General features: G+C 56.9%; 19 protein-coding genes. 11 read left to right on the forward strand and 8 right to left on the reverse strand.

What is annotated here, in order from left to right:
- Window positions 1-124 precede the first annotated feature (124 nt).
- Window positions 125-940 carry a formylglycine-generating enzyme family protein gene (locus ACTU46_RS08970; RefSeq protein ID WP_443381038.1) on the forward strand — a complete coding sequence of 272 codons (816 nt, stop codon included), beginning with the start codon at window positions 125-127 and terminating at the stop codon, window positions 938-940.
- Here ACTU46_RS08970 and ACTU46_RS08975 read toward each other — a convergent pair.
- Genes ACTU46_RS08975 through istA form a run of 3 tightly spaced genes read right to left on the reverse strand, consistent with a single transcriptional unit; the run spans window position 913 to window position 3,429 of the window.
- Window positions 913-1,194, reverse strand: a complete 282-nt coding sequence (locus ACTU46_RS08975; protein ID WP_443381039.1) for a hypothetical protein — start codon at window positions 1,192-1,194, stop codon at window positions 913-915. The two genes, ACTU46_RS08970 and ACTU46_RS08975, sit on opposite strands and share 28 nt — an antisense overlap.
- Before the next feature lie 13 nt (window positions 1,195-1,207).
- Entirely contained in the window at window positions 1,208-1,942 is a 735-nt protein-coding gene (gene istB, locus ACTU46_RS08980) for an IS21-like element helper ATPase IstB (protein WP_443381041.1), read from the reverse strand.
- On the reverse strand, window positions 1,939-3,429 hold the full coding sequence (gene istA, locus ACTU46_RS08985) for an IS21 family transposase (RefSeq protein ID WP_443381043.1): 1,491 nt from the start codon (window positions 3,427-3,429) through the stop codon (window positions 1,939-1,941). The genes istB and istA overlap by 4 nt, the downstream gene beginning before the upstream one ends.
- Window positions 3,430-3,655: 226 nt before the next feature.
- Between istA and ACTU46_RS08990 the strand changes: the two genes are divergently transcribed.
- Entirely contained in the window at window positions 3,656-3,895 is a 240-nt protein-coding gene (locus ACTU46_RS08990) for an SUMF1/EgtB/PvdO family nonheme iron enzyme (protein ID WP_443381045.1), read from the forward strand.
- A 112-nt stretch (window positions 3,896-4,007) separates the two neighbouring features.
- Here ACTU46_RS08990 and ACTU46_RS08995 read toward each other — a convergent pair whose 3' ends face one another.
- Window positions 4,008-4,793 carry a hypothetical protein gene (locus tag ACTU46_RS08995; RefSeq protein WP_443381047.1) on the reverse strand — a complete coding sequence of 262 codons (786 nt, stop codon included), beginning with the start codon at window positions 4,791-4,793 and terminating at the stop codon, window positions 4,008-4,010.
- A 581-nt stretch (window positions 4,794-5,374) separates the two neighbouring features.
- Here ACTU46_RS08995 and ACTU46_RS09000 point away from each other — a divergent pair.
- From ACTU46_RS09000 to ACTU46_RS09010, 3 genes are all read left to right on the forward strand, one after another.
- Window positions 5,375-5,974 (forward strand): hypothetical protein, encoded by a 600-nt coding sequence (locus ACTU46_RS09000; RefSeq protein WP_443381049.1) that lies wholly within the window; start codon window positions 5,375-5,377, stop codon window positions 5,972-5,974.
- Window positions 5,975-6,328: 354 nt separating this feature from the next.
- Complete coding sequence (locus tag ACTU46_RS09005; RefSeq protein ID WP_443381050.1) at window positions 6,329-6,580, forward strand: type II toxin-antitoxin system Phd/YefM family antitoxin; 252 nt, start codon at window positions 6,329-6,331, stop codon at window positions 6,578-6,580.
- A gap of 107 nt (window positions 6,581-6,687) precedes the next feature.
- Window positions 6,688-6,864 (forward strand): type II toxin-antitoxin system RelE family toxin, encoded by a 177-nt coding sequence (locus ACTU46_RS09010; RefSeq protein ID WP_443381282.1) that lies wholly within the window; start codon window positions 6,688-6,690, stop codon window positions 6,862-6,864.
- Window positions 6,865-7,033: 169 nt separating this feature from the next.
- On the opposite strand, the gene ACTU46_RS09015 is transcribed toward ACTU46_RS09010, so the two are convergent.
- Together ACTU46_RS09015 and ACTU46_RS09020 are read right to left on the reverse strand one after the other, a co-directional pair.
- Window positions 7,034-7,489 carry a hypothetical protein gene (locus tag ACTU46_RS09015; protein ID WP_443381052.1) on the reverse strand — a complete coding sequence of 152 codons (456 nt, stop codon included), beginning with the start codon at window positions 7,487-7,489 and terminating at the stop codon, window positions 7,034-7,036.
- A gap of 2 nt (window positions 7,490-7,491) precedes the next feature.
- Window positions 7,492-7,791: a hypothetical protein gene (locus ACTU46_RS09020; protein WP_443381053.1), complete on the reverse strand. Its 300-nt coding sequence runs from the start codon at window positions 7,789-7,791 to the stop codon at window positions 7,492-7,494.
- 28 nt (window positions 7,792-7,819) lie between these two features.
- Here ACTU46_RS09020 and ACTU46_RS09025 point away from each other — a divergent pair, with 28 nt between their 5' ends.
- The 4 genes from ACTU46_RS09025 (at window position 7,820) to ACTU46_RS09040 (ending at window position 11,985) form a co-directional block, all read left to right on the forward strand.
- Window positions 7,820-9,007 carry a hypothetical protein gene (locus ACTU46_RS09025; RefSeq protein WP_443381054.1) on the forward strand — a complete coding sequence of 396 codons (1,188 nt, stop codon included), beginning with the start codon at window positions 7,820-7,822 and terminating at the stop codon, window positions 9,005-9,007.
- Window positions 9,008-9,226: 219 nt separating this feature from the next.
- The gene (locus tag ACTU46_RS09030) at window positions 9,227-10,342 is read left to right on the forward strand and encodes a recombinase family protein (protein ID WP_443381056.1); all 1,116 of its coding nucleotides are present in this window, start codon (window positions 9,227-9,229) and stop codon (window positions 10,340-10,342) included.
- A gap of 69 nt (window positions 10,343-10,411) precedes the next feature.
- Window positions 10,412-10,900 carry a hypothetical protein gene (locus ACTU46_RS09035; protein ID WP_443381058.1) on the forward strand — a complete coding sequence of 163 codons (489 nt, stop codon included), beginning with the start codon at window positions 10,412-10,414 and terminating at the stop codon, window positions 10,898-10,900.
- 419 nt (window positions 10,901-11,319) lie between these two features.
- Complete coding sequence (locus ACTU46_RS09040; protein ID WP_443381060.1) at window positions 11,320-11,985, forward strand: hypothetical protein; 666 nt, start codon at window positions 11,320-11,322, stop codon at window positions 11,983-11,985.
- 13 nt (window positions 11,986-11,998) lie between these two features.
- On the opposite strand, the gene ACTU46_RS09045 is transcribed toward ACTU46_RS09040, so the two are convergent.
- Complete coding sequence (locus tag ACTU46_RS09045; RefSeq protein ID WP_443381062.1) at window positions 11,999-12,358, reverse strand: WhiB family transcriptional regulator; 360 nt, start codon at window positions 12,356-12,358, stop codon at window positions 11,999-12,001.
- Window positions 12,359-12,579: 221 nt separating this feature from the next.
- Between ACTU46_RS09045 and ACTU46_RS09050 the strand changes: the two genes are divergently transcribed.
- Window positions 12,580-13,077 (forward strand): hypothetical protein, encoded by a 498-nt coding sequence (locus ACTU46_RS09050; RefSeq protein ID WP_443381063.1) that lies wholly within the window; start codon window positions 12,580-12,582, stop codon window positions 13,075-13,077.
- Between the two features lie 454 nt (window positions 13,078-13,531).
- Here the strand turns inward: ACTU46_RS09050 and ACTU46_RS09055 are convergent, their stop codons facing one another.
- Window positions 13,532-13,705, reverse strand: a complete 174-nt coding sequence (locus tag ACTU46_RS09055; RefSeq protein ID WP_443381064.1) for a hypothetical protein — start codon at window positions 13,703-13,705, stop codon at window positions 13,532-13,534.
- 627 nt (window positions 13,706-14,332) lie between these two features.
- On the opposite strand from ACTU46_RS09055, the gene ACTU46_RS09060 reads away from it, so the two are divergent.
- Window positions 14,333-14,509, forward strand: a complete 177-nt coding sequence (locus ACTU46_RS09060; RefSeq protein ID WP_443381066.1) for a hypothetical protein — start codon at window positions 14,333-14,335, stop codon at window positions 14,507-14,509.
- Window positions 14,510-14,969: the final 460 nt, after the last annotated feature.

Here is a 14,969-nt window from a genome sequence, read left to right on the forward strand (position 1 = left end):
CTGCTCCCCATCGAGAACCGACATCCCAATCCAGGAACCCAACGTACTTATCGACGTCCCACGCCGTGTCATCGTTGACCGAGCACCCGGTGAGTTCGCAGACATACCCGCCGGCGACTTCACTATGGGCGATCACCACGGCGAAGGTTACCCACAGGACGGCGAAACCCCTCTGCATCAGGTACACCTGCCCGGGTTCCGCATGCAGACCACCACAGTGACCAACGCCCAGTTCGACGAATTCGTCCAGGCGACCAGTTATCGCACCACCGCCGAGCAGTACGGAGAGTCGGCCGTCTTCTACGCCGCTTTCCAGGGGCAGCGCTCCGACATTCTCAACCAGGTGACCCATGTTCCCTGGTGGTTAGCCGTCCGGGGTGCCGACTGGAGACATCCCAACGGACCCGCCTCGGATCTGGTCGGGCTGGACAACCACCCGGTCGTCCACGTCTCCTGGGATGATGCTCAGGCCTATTGCGCCTGGGCCGGCACCCGCCTTCCCACTGAGGCTGAGTGGGAGTACTCCGCCCGGGGTGGCCTGAGTGGAAAGCGTCTGGCCTGGGGAGATGACCTGACCCCGGGTGGGGAGTGGAACTGCAACATCTGGCAGGGCCGGTTTCCGCACGAGAACTCCGCCGAGGATGGCCATCTGACGACCGCGCCTGTGAAGAGCTACCAACCCAACGGGTATGGGTTGTGGCAGATGGCCGGCAACGTGTGGGAATGGTGCCAGGACTGGTTCGACGCGGACTACTACTTGCATGCCCCGCTTGCGGACCCCCAGGGACCGGAGTCAGGGACACTGCGGGTGCTGCGGTGTGTTTTGTCAACTTTTTACCTACCAAAAGAGCGCGGAAAAACCTGCCACTTCAGCAGCAAAACCCGCCAAAAGAGCGCGGCGCTAAACCAGGCTCAGTCGGGCTGGTCAATATGGGCATAAATCCGGTCTCGTAGCTGGGTGATCGTGTCCAGAACTTTCGGGAAATGATCACCATCATCGGCGCCAAGATACAGCTCTGAAAGACGCGCCACCGCGATCTGGGTATCGGTATCAGCGATCCGCAGGGTTGACTCAATACACGTCAAAAGGTCCATGGCCTCGGTGAGCAGGCCCTCGGCATTACTGGACGAATCCGGTTGATCCTCGGTGATGGTCTGGATAGGTGTCATCATGTTGAAATCTCCGATCTTCATGGGTGGAGGGGATTTAGCTCATCAGGGCGTGTTTGACCCGGTAGGACTCCCCGCGAAAGTGCAGCAGCCTGCCGTGGTGAACAATCCGATCAATCACCGCAGCGGCCATATGATCGTCACCGAAGACGGCACCCCATTGTGAAAACGCCAGATTCGTGGTCAGGATCAAACTGCGTTTTTCGTAGGCATCAGCGATGACCTGGAACAACAGTCGCGCGCCCTCGGTATCGATGGGCAAATAGCCGAATTCATCGATGACCAACAGCCGATTCTTGCCCAGGCTGGCCAGTTCCTTGTCGAGCCGGTCAGATTCCTTCGCCCGGCGTAGATGCGCGACCAGTGATGCGGTGGTGAAAAACCTCGCAGGGATGCCCCTCTGGCAGGCGTGCGCGACAAGAGCGCAGGCCAGGTGCGTTTTCCCGGTACCGACATCACCATAAAAGACCAGGTCACCACCGGTGTCCATAAAGTCTAGGGACCGTACACGGTCACGGCCGTACCCTTCAGGGAAGTTGATGCTGGTCCAGTCGTAGCCCTCCAAGGTCTTGGCCATCGGCAATTTTGCTGCGCGTAGCAGCCTGGCACTGCGGGCACTATGACGGGACTGCTGTTCAGCGATCAGGAGTCCGTGGAGGTATTCGCGTTGTTTGGGGGTGCCCTTTTCTGCCCAGTCCGCTAGAACCGTGGCGGTGAGTGAGGTGGCTTTACCTGCGGTGATGATATCTGCCGCGGTGATCGGTTCAATCATGCCCCCACCTGCGCGTCCTGATCATTGTGGTGGTGGTGTGTGTGGCGGTGCGCCGGCAGCAGATCATAGATCGACAGATCTACCTCAGATGTTGAGGGTTGCATGCCTTGGGCGATGCGCCGGGCAAGCATGCCCAATCCCGGACCTGCCGGGTCCTGGCCCACCGCGACCATATGCTCACAAGCAGCAATAGCGCTGGTAAATGAGGTCGCGGTACTGGCCTGGTTGATCCCAGCCAGTATCCGGGACCGGTCCGTGGCATCAGCTGTATCCAGTACATCACGGACCACATCAGGAATCAGCGGGCGTACCGGTGAGTTTGCCCAGGCCCCAGGCTTGGTGATCAACGCCGGAAGCAGTGATGAGGGAGTGAACACGGTCGTATCCTGGTGATCATAGGACCGGGGGAAAGTGACGATCGGGCGTGAGGTTTCATCCAGGATCTCGATAACGTCATGACGGATTGCCACGGTGAGCAGCCGATCATGAAAAGAGGGGCCGGCGAGGTAGAAATTGTCCTCGACGGTGATCGTGCCGGTTTTATCGGCCTTGCGGGATTCATAGCGCACCGGATCGAAACCGACCCCGGGAAGATCCAGACAGGCGGCGATGTCTTCTGAAAACAGCTCGATGATGGGTTGTTGTTTACGCCAGTGTGGCTTCAAGGCCAAGTCCTGGCACTGGGTCAAAAATGTAGTGTTGAGCCCGGTCAGGGTAGTGGCGACGGGTTCAGGGACCATGAGGTTGCGACGGAGGAATCCGACCGCGTTTTCCACGTTTCCTTTCTCATTGCCCGAGTACGGATTGCAGTAGCGTGTCGAGGTTCGGTAATGCAGCTTGAACCCGGAAAACAGCTTCGACTCGATGATTTTGGCCCCGGTGCGTCGGCCGACGCCGGTGGCGTTATCGAAGATCAGCTGCCGGGGTACACCACCGATGTGTTCGAAGATGGTGCGTAGTCCGTGACAGACACATTCCGCGGTTTCCCCGCGGTAGGCCTGAATGAAGCGCATATTTGAAAATGGGAACGTCACGATCAGGATATGAAGACTCAGGCGTTCCCCGGCGATCAGGGCCTCGGCTTCGCCGAAATCAACCTGGGCAGTGCCAGGTGACCAGGTCAATTCGATATAGCCGTCACCGGGATGACGGTGACCCTGGCGCCAGACCTTGATGTAGCGCTGGACTGGTGAATAGGACCCGGGGTAGTCGTATTCGGTGACGAGGCGGTCGAAGACACGTCGGCTGGTGTGGCGTTGCTTGCGGGGACGTTTCATATCATCGTCGAGCCAGCCGTCAATGATGACTTCGAGTCCGTCGAGAACTTGAGCCCCGGGGCGTTTAACCGGTGTCGGTGGTGCTGGGGAGAAGTCGTCGATGCTGGTGTATTTCGCCACCGAGTCGCGGCTGATGCCGAGTTGTCGGGCGATTTCACGGCCGGAGACTCCCTGGGAGTCGAGTCTCCTGATATCTTCTACAACGGTCATGGGTACCGCCATCTTCTTTCGGGTTCCTTCCTTCTGGGCGCTCCACTTGTGAAAAGGGTTGGGAAGCGCCTTGAAGGAACCTATCTAACGGTGGCGGGCCCATGACCTTTAGCTTGAGCCAAAGTCGGCTGTCGGGTCTGCGGCCGGCCACCTGAGATGTGTGTGATCTTGTCTTGGGGAAACATGCACCGCGACTCGCTGCTGACGGATAGTCAGAGGATGTGCGGTGGCGTGGCAGGTTTTCCGTGCTCTTTTGGCAGGAAACCAGCCGCTGAGATGGCCGGGTTTTGCTGCTCAACCGGCCTACAAAGAGTTGATCACACACATGCTGCGGGGTGGGTCGTATCTGTGCCACGACTCCTACTGCAACCGCTACCGGGTCGCGGCACGCAACTCCAACACCCCGGAATCCACCTCCGGGAACATCGGGTTCCGGGTGGTGACCGACCTTCGGTCAGTTCGGTGAGGTAGCCCAGCAGTCGAGGGCCGGGATCGTTAGAAGTCTTCTGACTAACTGCAAGCCTCCCTCCGCCGAAAGGGAGGCCTGCAGTCTGCGTGATGGGATATACCCCAATGATTCATTCAGTTTGAGGTTTTTCACTTATCTCAGTTGTAAACTCTTCACTGGTAATGGTTTCATGCATCCAGTAGACATCGTCATCTCCGATGCCCGCTGAGAGAATTCTGCAAGGATTTTCCCCCAGTTTTGGAAATGGCGGATCAACACTCTCCGGGGTAGGGCTCAAAATCTGATCGCGATGGTATGAGGTTCCAGTGAGCCATAACCCGGAATCATTACTGAGCGGCCCTAGATGGGGGCTCCATTCATTACTTGGTTGGCCCTGAAAAAAGATACTTTCCTCGGAAGGCCAGAAGGGAGCTTCTCGGGAGATAACTATGTCGATGTCCCATGCATGATTCTTCTGTAAGACTCGTGGCATCACTAATCCACTGTCATGTTCCCCTACAGGAGGAATGAAGCTTGTTCGAGTTATTTCCCTAAATCTATTTCGTTGCAGGTGCCACGACCAGCGCAACCTCGCCACGAGAAAGGCATTCTCCCCCACCTGTTTTCCCGAGAAAGAAGCTCCTTTCTTGGGGATCTGCGACTCCATTTTCAGTCCCGCCTTTTTCGCGGACTTGCGGTCTATTTTTACGTGAAATCTCTCCGTGGGGTACTGGTCATTCGGACCGTGCAGTGATACATGCATGGGCTGGGGATCACCTTCATGAACAGGCGTGATATAAAAATCATTTTTCTTCGAGGTAATCTTCCAGTTTGCTCCTAAAGAAATATTATTCCCTTCCGATAGCCCCAGAATGATGTGTTCTGAGTGTGGTTTCTTCTTTCCAGAATCGCTCATCGTGCTCTCCTAATATCCGATCTTCATTAATCTGGTGCTGTTGCAAAGAGGATTTTCTGGTTACTAACTATTTGATAGCGTGCAGCGCAACACAGGTGGCCGACTGAGTCGTTTTCATCAAAAACGCGAGTTTGCAACAACACCCACGAAAGCATCGACCTCGTCGCCAGCGACCTTCTCGACCTCGATCTCCTCGTTGGAAGTGGTGATCTCGATCGAGCCGAAGATCATCCCCTTAGCACGTGTCAGCTGATCACCGTGAAGAATCCGGGCTAGTCGGTAATCTTCCGAGAATTGCAGGTGATTTCCCGAATTGCCTGATTGCCGGAGACCGTCAGAAAGCTGATATCCAATAGTGTAAACATTTTAAAGTTCACATGACCGTCCAAGTATTTGTGCTATCCTGACAATTTGATAAGAGTTCGTTCCTAGGGAGATAGATGCGGTCACAGGTCAAGTTTAAGATCGGCTCACTGATAGTCGCAGTCTCGCTCATGCTGACCGCTTGTGGGGCGAACATAGGGCAGACATCGAAGAACGAGGGATACTCAGACACTCCGCCCGAGGAGTTTCCCGAGTCGATGGACGAAGCTCTGGAGCGCCATGGCTTCGGCGAGGAGTATTATGAGCGCATTTATGAGTCGCAAATCGAACGAATCGGCGATGAGATGTTCGGCGATGAGATGTTCGACCATGACGACTATGACAAGGTGTGGGAGGCCACGGCAGAAGAAATAAGAGGGGGGATAGTCGCCGCCGTGCAGGAGAACGAGTCTTTCCGTGAAGAGTTTCTTTTCGCGATGACTGACAGCTTTTTCACGATGTCTGAAGATCTGCCGGAAAATGTCGCTGCGTTTCGTGACCTTGGCGGTACGGCTTGCCGAGTCGTTCCAGACGCGGAACGAGCAAAGTTCTTCACTGAATTTCTCTCCGAAGAAAAGGGCGAAAAAGATCTGGATCTGGAATGGCTGGTGCCCTTTGTGGAGGAGACAGGTGGCAAGTTAGAGCAAGCTGTTGAACGGCACCCAGTCTTAGGGGAAAGCCTAAGTGAGGAGTCCATCGAAGCTTCTAGCGCGCGGGAAGAGATTGTATTTATCAGTGTGATGGGCGGTTCATCGACTTACTGTCCCAGTACTGAATCATGGGATTATCTTGATTTTTACATCCGCGATTTCTGGTGATTGCATTTCTGAGTCTGATGAATTCTGTGATTGCGGTGGGGAAACCGCTGGATTGGCCTTGACTAATACGGTCATACGCAGATGTGACGCAAGTCCACTGGAGTGGTGTGGTTCGCCCCGGACTTAATGGAAGGTAGGAAATTGGAAAAGTAAACCTTACATGATGCTGTTGCAAACTCGCTTTTCGGACCAAATTAGTGGAGCTGCAACCTATCGTGCGCTGGACGCTAACCAATAGTGAGTAAACAGAAAATCCTATTTACAACAGCACCCAGGCGGTTTTGGGGAGTGTCCGCGGTGGATCTGGCGGGGCTTCTTACCCTACATCTTGTACAAGATGTACGGTAAAGATTTATGAGTACCACTGCGACTCCCAGCGAGTTCCGTAGCGAACAAAGCCGCTACCTCGACACCGCCCAACGCGAACCCGTTGCCATCCTCAGTCGCGGGACCCGTCGCCGCGCAGTAGTTGTCTCCCCAGACTTCCATGACCGTGCGGTCCAGGCGCTGGAGAATATTGAAGACATCCGCGCCGCAGCAGATGCTCGCCAAGAAGCTGGTGAGATCTCCCATGAGGCCCTCAAGACTGAACTCGGGCTGGGCTGATCTGTCCGCCCATGCCTGAACCGCGCTATTCGATTACCTATAAGCCTTCGGCAGCGAAAGCCCTCCGCAAGTTCGATCGCCAGTATTAACGGACGATCATCACCGCTATCGACGATCTGGCTCACCAGCTGCGCCCCGACGGAGTGAAAAAGCTGCAGGGCGGTGAAGGGGAATACCGTTTGAGGGTGGGCTCCTACCGAGTAATCTACGACATCAACGACGGTGAGCTGATTATCCTGGTCCTGCATCTCGGCCATCGCAAAGACATCTACCGGAAGCTTTGATTCTCGCAACAGCACCCTTTTGGTATCTGTGCAAATTCCTTCTGACCCTAACGGCCGGCGCCCAGCACTCATCAGGCGATGAAAAACTGAAGCTTTCGGCTCTCCATCTAAACTTTGCAACAGCACCAAGCATGATGCAGTGCCGGAGTCGCGACGCGGCTGAAGACCCTTAACGAAGCAAGCGGGCAGTCGCCAGGACCGCATCCGCCGCCAACACCGCCTCAAGACGGTGCTGCGGGCTCTCGGCAGCGGCGATTTCTCCCCGCACATTCACAAGGCGACGGTGAATTTCTGAGATCTCCTGCTCACGCCCCTCCAGTTGAGTGCCAACACCCTTGGTGAACATGATCTTGTCCCAAAAAATAATCTGTTCGCTGACATCAAAGGAAGCGTCGCTGGCCATCGCTTCGATTTCCTCATTGACCACCTGGCGTTCCTGGTCACCCGAAGAGTGGGAACGAATTAACAAAAAGGCTCCGGCAATGAGGGAACCGAACGTCACCACAAAAGCGAGGACCCACAGAGCAGGACCCCACAAGAAAAAAGTCACGAATCCGGCAAGCCATATGCCAACGCCGAGGAGGCCGCCCTTGCTGTTGTTCTCTTTTGAACTATTTTCACTCATAATTACGACTCCATCAATGCACGCCACATTGGCCATACCAGGTCAGCGACATAAAAGAGCACGCCACTGATAATCAACCCGAGAACGATGACGCTGATTCCGGAAATCTTCAGAAGTTTCGTGTTCGCCCGAGGCTTGGCCCTCAGGCCACCGGAAAGGTCGCGCATGTGCGCCCGCACATCGGCATGCTCCTGATCCGTTTGGGCCAACCGACGTTGACGCCGCACCCGCTGGACATCGGCGACAGAGACCGACGCTTCCTTACCTAGCATATTAAAATTACGTAGGCTGACCTTATTCATGGAATAAGAATAGGCACTGGCGCCCATTTTGTCGATTTCATTATGCCTGCACGGGCATACCTCTGAAGATGCTTCGATCTCTGACAATGACATTCACTGGGATAGAGCGGAGCCACCGGATCAGGCTGTCTACGACTGGGCGGGCCTATGCTTTAATAATTTTATGAGAAAATGCTTAGCTCTTGGAGTTCTCGCTACCGCCCTACTGGTCGGCGGTTGCAGTGGCCCCGATGGCAGCTCGCCTGATCAATCATCCGCAGAGCAAGAATCGGCCGTATCGGATCTGACGGGCGTGTGGTCAGATAAGAACGTGAACAGTGAAGACGCCTGGATGGAAGCTGTCATCACTGAGGGAACGATTTCAATTGACTGGGTTTCCGACGGCGGGGACACCAGGGGGGTGTATTGGGTTGGCACTTTTGACCCCAAGGTAGAAGGTGCATTGCCGCAAGACGTGGTCTCAGAGCGCAACGTCGAGGAGACGGACAGGGCCCTGTTGGCCTCGTCGGACGACATCAAGGAATTCACCTATGACGACGGGAAACTCAGCTATAGCCAATCGGCAATGGGGATAACCATGACGATTGCACTAGAGAAGCAGTCTGCAGGAAACGATAGCCCCTCCTTAAGCAGTCAAGAAGAGCTGCCTGCCGTGGAGATTGTGGACTCTGGTTTCGGACAGGACGAGAGCTCCGCTCAAGGAATCGTGATTGTAACCACCCCCGGCGAAGCTGCTGTCGGAGAGTATGTCACTGCATCGGTTAATTTCCTCGACGCCGAGGGCGGGATCCTAGCGACCGAGGAGCAGGTCGAGTCATTCGCATGGGCTGGACAAGAACTTGTCCTCCCCGTCTGGCTTGGCTCCACCGCTGGGGCTGACGCCACTGTCGCTAGCATCGAACCGTCAGTCACGATTAGTGACTACGGCATGGGAGGATTCAGCAGCACGCCATTGCCGGTATTAGAGGCAACCAAACTCACGCAGGATCAATACGGAGCCCACACGGCGTCTTTCGAATTCACCAATGAGACCGACGCTGATCTCACAGGCCTCCGGGGAGGTCTCGTCTGCTACGACGAAACAGGGCAAATTAACGGCGGAGGCGCGGTTTTTCCCGGCCTCGCCCCAGCCGGTAAGACCATCGTCATCGACGCGGACGTCACTGTTTCAGGACAACCTGATTCGTGCAAGGCTCATCTGAACTACGGAGCGTAATCTGGTCCTTGACCAGGTATTTCCGGTGGCCACTTTTGCACAGCTGGGAAAGAACGAAGTCGCGAGTCGCACGCAATCCCCCCCCAGACAGTCTCATTAGGTATACCCCAGGGGGACGGGTGATCGGCCGGGACATTGCCTGTATCACCAAGTCCTACGGGGCCGTTCTGATACACTTCTCTATGAGGTCAATAACTCTGTGAGACATTGGAGGCGGGGATGGCCAGAATCGGCACACTGCTCGACACCTTCGGCCGGCCCGAGGACCGGGTCGAGATCATCCGCAAGTCGAAGAAGACCACCCGCATCCGCCGCTCCACCAACAACGGCCGCTCCTGGTCACCTGCTGAGGAGTTCGTGGCCACCGAGCTGATCCTCGGCGACGGCGGCGCCCGCTTCGACCAGCACGCCCAGAACCCGGGGCATGCGACCTATCTCGGCCTGGCCGGGACACCGCAGGACCGGTTGAGAATCCAGCGGGTCTACGCCGTGATCACCAAGGCCCAGGTCTACCTCGGGGACAACACCTGGTCTGATGTCCAGGACTTTCCCACCAGGGACATCTGCTTCGACGGTGGTACGGGCATCGGCTGGACCATCCCCACCTGGCACCATCCCGCCGACACCACCAACAAGCCCGACGGGCACCCCTCGGAACCGGCCGAAGAAGTAGGGGAGAAGCAGCAGGAGAGCGAGCCCGCGGTGGCGCCGGCCACGACCCCCACCACGGAGGTGGCTGTCCCCACCCCTGCGGCACTGGTACCGACGCTGAAGGGACAACGGTTTTCCTACCTGCGGGTCTCGAGCACGGACCAGAACCTCGCCCGGCAACGCGCCATGATCGGCGCAGTCGACAAGGAGTTCATCGACGAGCTCTCCGCCCGCTCGAGGGCTAACCGGCCAGGCCTGGACAACTGTATCGACTACCTGCGCGACCACGACGAGCTGTATGTGGCCTCCATCGACCGGCTCGCCCGCTCCCTGGTCGACCTACGGGGCATCATTGACCAGATCACCGCCAAGGGAGCATCGGTGCACTTCCTCAAGGAGAACCTGACGTTCTCGAAGGAATCCACCGACCCACGCGACACCCTCATGCTCAGCATCCTCGGCTCGTTCGCCGAGTTCGAACGCTCCATCATCCGCGAGCGCCAGGCCGAGGGCATTGTCCTGGCGAAGAAGGCCGGCAAGTACAAGGGGCGCAAACGCGCCATCAGCCCCGAGGACCTGGAGAAAGCCCGCCGGCGGGTAGCCGCCGGGGAGTCTAAGGTCGCTATTGCCAAGGATCTCGGCGTCGGGCGAGCTACCCTTTACCGCGCCTTGGCCGAGCAGTAAGGCGCCCTTCTTGCTGATAACAGCACGTCTGAGCTGCTGGCCTGGCATTCTTTACTCATGAAAAATTTTATGAGTAAAGCAGCCGGAATCCTGCTTGCTGCTGTGGTGGCCTATCCCGGGATTAGCGTCGCACATTCGCAACCTGCGGGTTCCGCAAATTTTGCGCTCAGCTCCAGTCCTGCCGCTCCGGTTGAACAGTCACCTGAACAGCGTCTGCTCGAGATCCGGACGAACACCTTCCTCGTCTCCGGGTATGTGCTCGATGATGAGGCCCGCGAGTACGCCGAGTCTCTCGTTGCCCGGGCTGTGGCAGGTGAGCTGACCTACACCTATAACGCATATAGCTCGTATGGGGAGTACATGGAGTCCCAGGACGGCGTGAGCGGCCGCTTGTGGCGCATCCCCCGGGATGTGATCGAAGCGTGGATCAGTAAGGAAGAGCAGAACTACCTGACTGCTGTGCAGAGGGGAAGTGACTCAACTTCCGCCGACCGAGTGGGAGTGGCAACGGGAGCCGATGCTGACTACATCTACTACGTCGAAGCAGTCGCTCGATAAAGATTGCTGATGGGAATCAATGTGCCCGGTTCCTACCGCCGGGCGGCGGGTGACAAGGTCAAATCCTGGTAAGTGGCGTATCTGCCTTTTGATAAAATAGAAGGTCTGACGGTGCCAGAGACCATCAAAACAAGTGATTCCTCTAGGTTACGAAGAGTATGGAAACCACACCGCTGGATCCAGGGATGAAACTGTAAACTCGCGGCAGAACTAGATATAGCAATTGAGTTTCCCGTCGGATACGGGCCCGACCCCCCTCTTAGATCCTTGGCTGTGAGCTTTTACCCCGGGGTTGAATAGCCCGCGGGATGTTGTCTTCTCCTCTTAGAGCAACCTGCTGTTATGTGGTGATACTGCTGCCGAATACAGTGCCGCATCGTGGAATCGGGCAACGTTATGCTGATGGAAAGGGAAATGTGATGGATCAGCAGTCCGTTCTAGCAGTTACGAACGCAGTCGAAAACATTGACGAAATCTATTTCGCAACGTCACCGGATGGATGGCCAGATCAGATTGGAATCTCCCTGGTAGACGCGGTTTATTCCATTCAGGCCGATTACCTTGCAAAGGATCCGACCAAGGGCGTCCTGAACAGGGTGCGAGCTTTCCGTAGTGCGTATCCAGAGGTGGCCAATGACCTTGAACGGCTTTGCTCGCTAGGCGAGCAGGCGATTCGAGAAGTCATGGGCAACGGCAAGAGTGCTGGCCGTTACAAGAGTGTGTGCGTTGTCGAAGCTGCCGAGAACTTTCTGGCGCTGGATCCACCAGTCCAGACCGCGAGCCACCTTGAGGCACTCAATCCGGATCACAAACGTGCCTACACCGCAGTGAAGGGGCTGGGATGGGTTACCTACGAGTACCTCACGATGCTCCTAGGGCAACCTGGCATCAAAGCCGACACCATGATCTGCCGCTTCGTGGACACCGCTCTAGCCGAAGCGGGACTGGCCCCTGTGGACGCCCACGCTGCCCGGCGACTCGTGGAAGCCGTACAGGTGGCGGCCTACCCCCACATTGAGCTTCACCATTTTGATCATGCCATCTGGCTTCACCAGAGAGCTGTATCTAGCCGCAGGAATAGCTAGGGAATGCTAGTTACTAGCTGTCGGTCAGCGTGTCACCGGCGGCGAGGTGCTCTGCCCAGTCCTCGATGTGGGGGTTGTGGCGCAGGAGGGCGCGGCGCTGACGCTCGGTCAACCCACCCCAGACCCCGAATTCCTCCCGGTTATCCAACGCGGTCACCAGGCACTGGGTGCGTACCGGGCAGTGCCTGCAGGCTGCGGCCGCCCGGCGTTGCTCCGCACCCTGAACAAAGAGCTGATCCGGGTCACCGTGGCGGCAGGCCGCCTGGAGGATCCATTCGTCTCGTTCATAAAATGCTTCCTGGCTGCCCGCCCGGGCAGATTCCTGCCAGACGGGAAAAGTACGCTGTTGGTCCAGGTACAGCGACGTGGTCATCGGGTTGATCCTTTCGCGGGGCCAGCCCCTCATTATTGTTTTCCCTGAAAAACCAAATCATATTCACAGGTTTATCTCATGTCGAGGCGGGCGCCCGTAAAGGGGCCATGCCCCCACGGGATACCCGACAATGGGGGGTAGTTCCAGCTCAATGCCCCCAAAAATGGGGGCACCTTGGCCGGGTACGGCCCTCAAGTGTCCGTCAAAGGTACGATCACACCGTGAAGAAGGTAAGAGCTGCCTTAAGTGCGGTGGCCATGGTCAGCGTACTCACGGCGTGCGGTGGTGGGACGGGCCCGCCTGAGACGGTGCTCTCTTCCCTCTCGGTATCCACACCCAGCCAGGCGTCCTCCGCGGTAGCTGGCGACACCGAGGCGCGTGAAGGGGGTCCACCCGGCCCGGAACCAGCACCAGTAACCGATAGGGAGCAGGCGGCGGCGATGGCGCTCTTGGAACAGTTTTCCGGCACCCGTATCAGTGGCTTGACGGTGGGGGAGGTGGTGATCGCTGCGCGGTTATCGTGTGCGATGGCAAATCCCGCCGACCAGGCTTTCTATGACCCCGCGGCGCTGAAGGAATCGATGAGGATCACCTACATCTGGCATCGGGAGGAGTCGGGGATACGGTTTCTTCCGGGGATGGTGGAACAGTTTTGCCCGGAGTTGCATCCCGGTGACGAGGTCATCGATGAGTTAATCGCCGATATCACCAGCGGCTAGCCTCCCCGCACCTCCCGGTAGCAGGATGGACGTCGTGCTATGGCTCGATGGGGGATTTCCTGTCCAGATGCTGTTGGCGGAGCAGATACTGCAGCGACAGGGGGAAGCTGCAGATCCTGTTCAAGAACCTCACCCCGCCCACAGTGCTCCCGGACACCCGGTAGCAGGAGTGCGCTGGAGTGAACCGCGCCGGCAAGGTGGTGCCTCGCACTGGGATGTGGGAGATGATCCCGGTGAAGATGGCTGCGATTCCATGATCTTCGCTGCGGCGACGACCGATGAGTCCGCGGACAGTGCGACATCGTTGACTATCTTTTTGACTATGTTGGAGACTTTGCCCAGGGGACTGGTTCGTGGTTGAGATAGGTCTTAGTGACCGCTAATTGATCGGTAATCGTCTTTTAGGGTGATGGCATAGCGGGTTTACTTCTCCCGTAAGTGTCTCGTGATGCTTTCATGCTTCCTGTGTTCCGTCTTTTTTGAGGTTGGGGAACTTCCGTTCGATGACCTCAAGTGTTTTCTGGGCGCTGCGGCGGCGCAGGTCTGCCATGCGTCGTTTCCGCTCTGCTTCATAACGGGCTTGTTTGCCGCGTGGGTCTTGTTGCGCGTAGTCCTGCGGGTTTGTCATCAGTACCACCTTGCTCGGGTTCCCTAAATTATAGGTGTGGCACCGTTGAACCGGCGGTGTGCAGACACCCGATGCCGAGTCTCGGCTAAGGGCAAATAGTGTCTCGGTTCGAAGGCGCAGGTCGCCCGATTCGCTGTCATGGTGATTGAAGACAGCTTCAGCATTGGGCCTAGTCATCAGTGGTGTCCTGCGGCGAACCAGCACGCTGTCCGTGGGTCTACGTGGTGCTGCTGGGCGGGCCTGAACTAGCAGCGTTTGCGGAAAATTCTCCATCGTCGTCTGGTTGAAGCTTTTTGTAATTCGTCGGTGGCGTGTTTGGGGATAGGCACGCCGGCCAGCTCATAAGCGAGACGGGGGAGAGTATCCCCTGTTCTCTTACTGGCGCTCACGGCAGTGCGTGCCGCGGCACGGCGGACTTCCGGACTGGGATCGTTCTTTTTGGGAGCCCTGGAGGAGTCTGCATGGGGGTTCATATGGTCAGTATCGCTGATGGGGGCCAATGCTGGCCAGGGAAAATGTCAGAAAGATCTCTTTCGCCATGTGGAAGCGCTAACCAGAGAAAATACCTTCCTCTCAGTGGCCGGGGTCACGGGAACCGATAGGCCGGGAGGATCAGTCTAAGAAGACATGATCTTTCTTGATACCGGTGAGGAATACTTTCTTGCCCGCTCACGGGTAGAAATGGCTTCCGTGCTCATCGCTCACTTGGATGCTGACCCCGACGATGGCACCTTGGCCTATCTGGCGGCCGCCGTGTGGGGCATCGATCCTCTGGATGTCGTGGTTGTGCAGACTAATGATTGAAAACCTAACCCGATGAGCGTTGGGGGAGTTATGAGCAACTCTTGAGATGGGTAGATTACGTCTGGTTTTTGCGGGGGCCTGCGGTGTCGCAGGGTTGCCCTGCGTTGCTTCTATTCCTCGCTGGAACGAGGAAGGCATCGCAGGGACGATGCCCGGGTGACTTGTCGGCAAAGATGTAAGTTTTGGCGATTTAGGGGAGTTGGCATCAGAGGTTTAGAGCGTGCGTTCTGGCAGTGGTGTTATGCGTACTGTGACTCAACTCGCTAGGAGCGACCCTGGGTTAGGAGGTTGTCACCAGCGTTCTCGCCGTAGTCAAAAATTGGTTCTAGGTGATGTTGCAGCACGTCGAGATGGTGCGTAATGATATTCTCTTTACCAGCCTATGTGAGCTCTGGTATCTATTGACCTCGGGGTGTTGAGGTCTCGCACGAATCAAACAATGCGAGAAGGCAGATCGCGC

Source organism: Corynebacterium sp. A21, assembly GCF_052266655.1.
GTDB lineage: Bacteria > Actinomycetota > Actinomycetes > Mycobacteriales > Mycobacteriaceae > Corynebacterium.

Excerpts from the sequence above, each read along its gene's own strand:
- ACTU46_RS08970 (WP_443381038.1), top strand. The coding sequence starts at position 125 with ATGGGCGATCACCACGGCGAAGGTTACCCACAGGACGGCGAAACCCCT.
- ACTU46_RS08975 (WP_443381039.1), bottom strand. The coding sequence starts at position 1,194 with ATGAAGATCGGAGATTTCAACATGATGACACCTATCCAGACCATCACC.
- istB (WP_443381041.1), bottom strand. The coding sequence starts at position 1,942 with ATGATTGAACCGATCACCGCGGCAGATATCATCACCGCAGGTAAAGCC.
- istA (WP_443381043.1), bottom strand. The coding sequence starts at position 3,429 with ATGACCGTTGTAGAAGATATCAGGAGACTCGACTCCCAGGGAGTCTCC.
- ACTU46_RS08995 (WP_443381047.1), bottom strand. The coding sequence starts at position 4,793 with ATGAGCGATTCTGGAAAGAAGAAACCACACTCAGAACACATCATTCTG.
- ACTU46_RS09000 (WP_443381049.1), top strand. The coding sequence starts at position 5,375 with ATGGACGAAGCTCTGGAGCGCCATGGCTTCGGCGAGGAGTATTATGAG.
- ACTU46_RS09005 (WP_443381050.1), top strand. The coding sequence starts at position 6,329 with ATGAGTACCACTGCGACTCCCAGCGAGTTCCGTAGCGAACAAAGCCGC.
- ACTU46_RS09015 (WP_443381052.1), bottom strand. The coding sequence starts at position 7,489 with ATGAGTGAAAATAGTTCAAAAGAGAACAACAGCAAGGGCGGCCTCCTC.
- ACTU46_RS09020 (WP_443381053.1), bottom strand. The coding sequence starts at position 7,791 with ATGAATAAGGTCAGCCTACGTAATTTTAATATGCTAGGTAAGGAAGCG.
- ACTU46_RS09030 (WP_443381056.1), top strand. The coding sequence starts at position 9,227 with ATGGCCAGAATCGGCACACTGCTCGACACCTTCGGCCGGCCCGAGGAC.
- ACTU46_RS09035 (WP_443381058.1), top strand. The coding sequence starts at position 10,412 with ATGAGTAAAGCAGCCGGAATCCTGCTTGCTGCTGTGGTGGCCTATCCC.
- ACTU46_RS09040 (WP_443381060.1), top strand. The coding sequence starts at position 11,320 with ATGGATCAGCAGTCCGTTCTAGCAGTTACGAACGCAGTCGAAAACATT.
- ACTU46_RS09045 (WP_443381062.1), bottom strand. The coding sequence starts at position 12,358 with ATGACCACGTCGCTGTACCTGGACCAACAGCGTACTTTTCCCGTCTGG.
- ACTU46_RS09055 (WP_443381064.1), bottom strand. The coding sequence starts at position 13,705 with ATGACAAACCCGCAGGACTACGCGCAACAAGACCCACGCGGCAAACAA.
- ACTU46_RS09060 (WP_443381066.1), top strand. The coding sequence starts at position 14,333 with ATGATCTTTCTTGATACCGGTGAGGAATACTTTCTTGCCCGCTCACGG.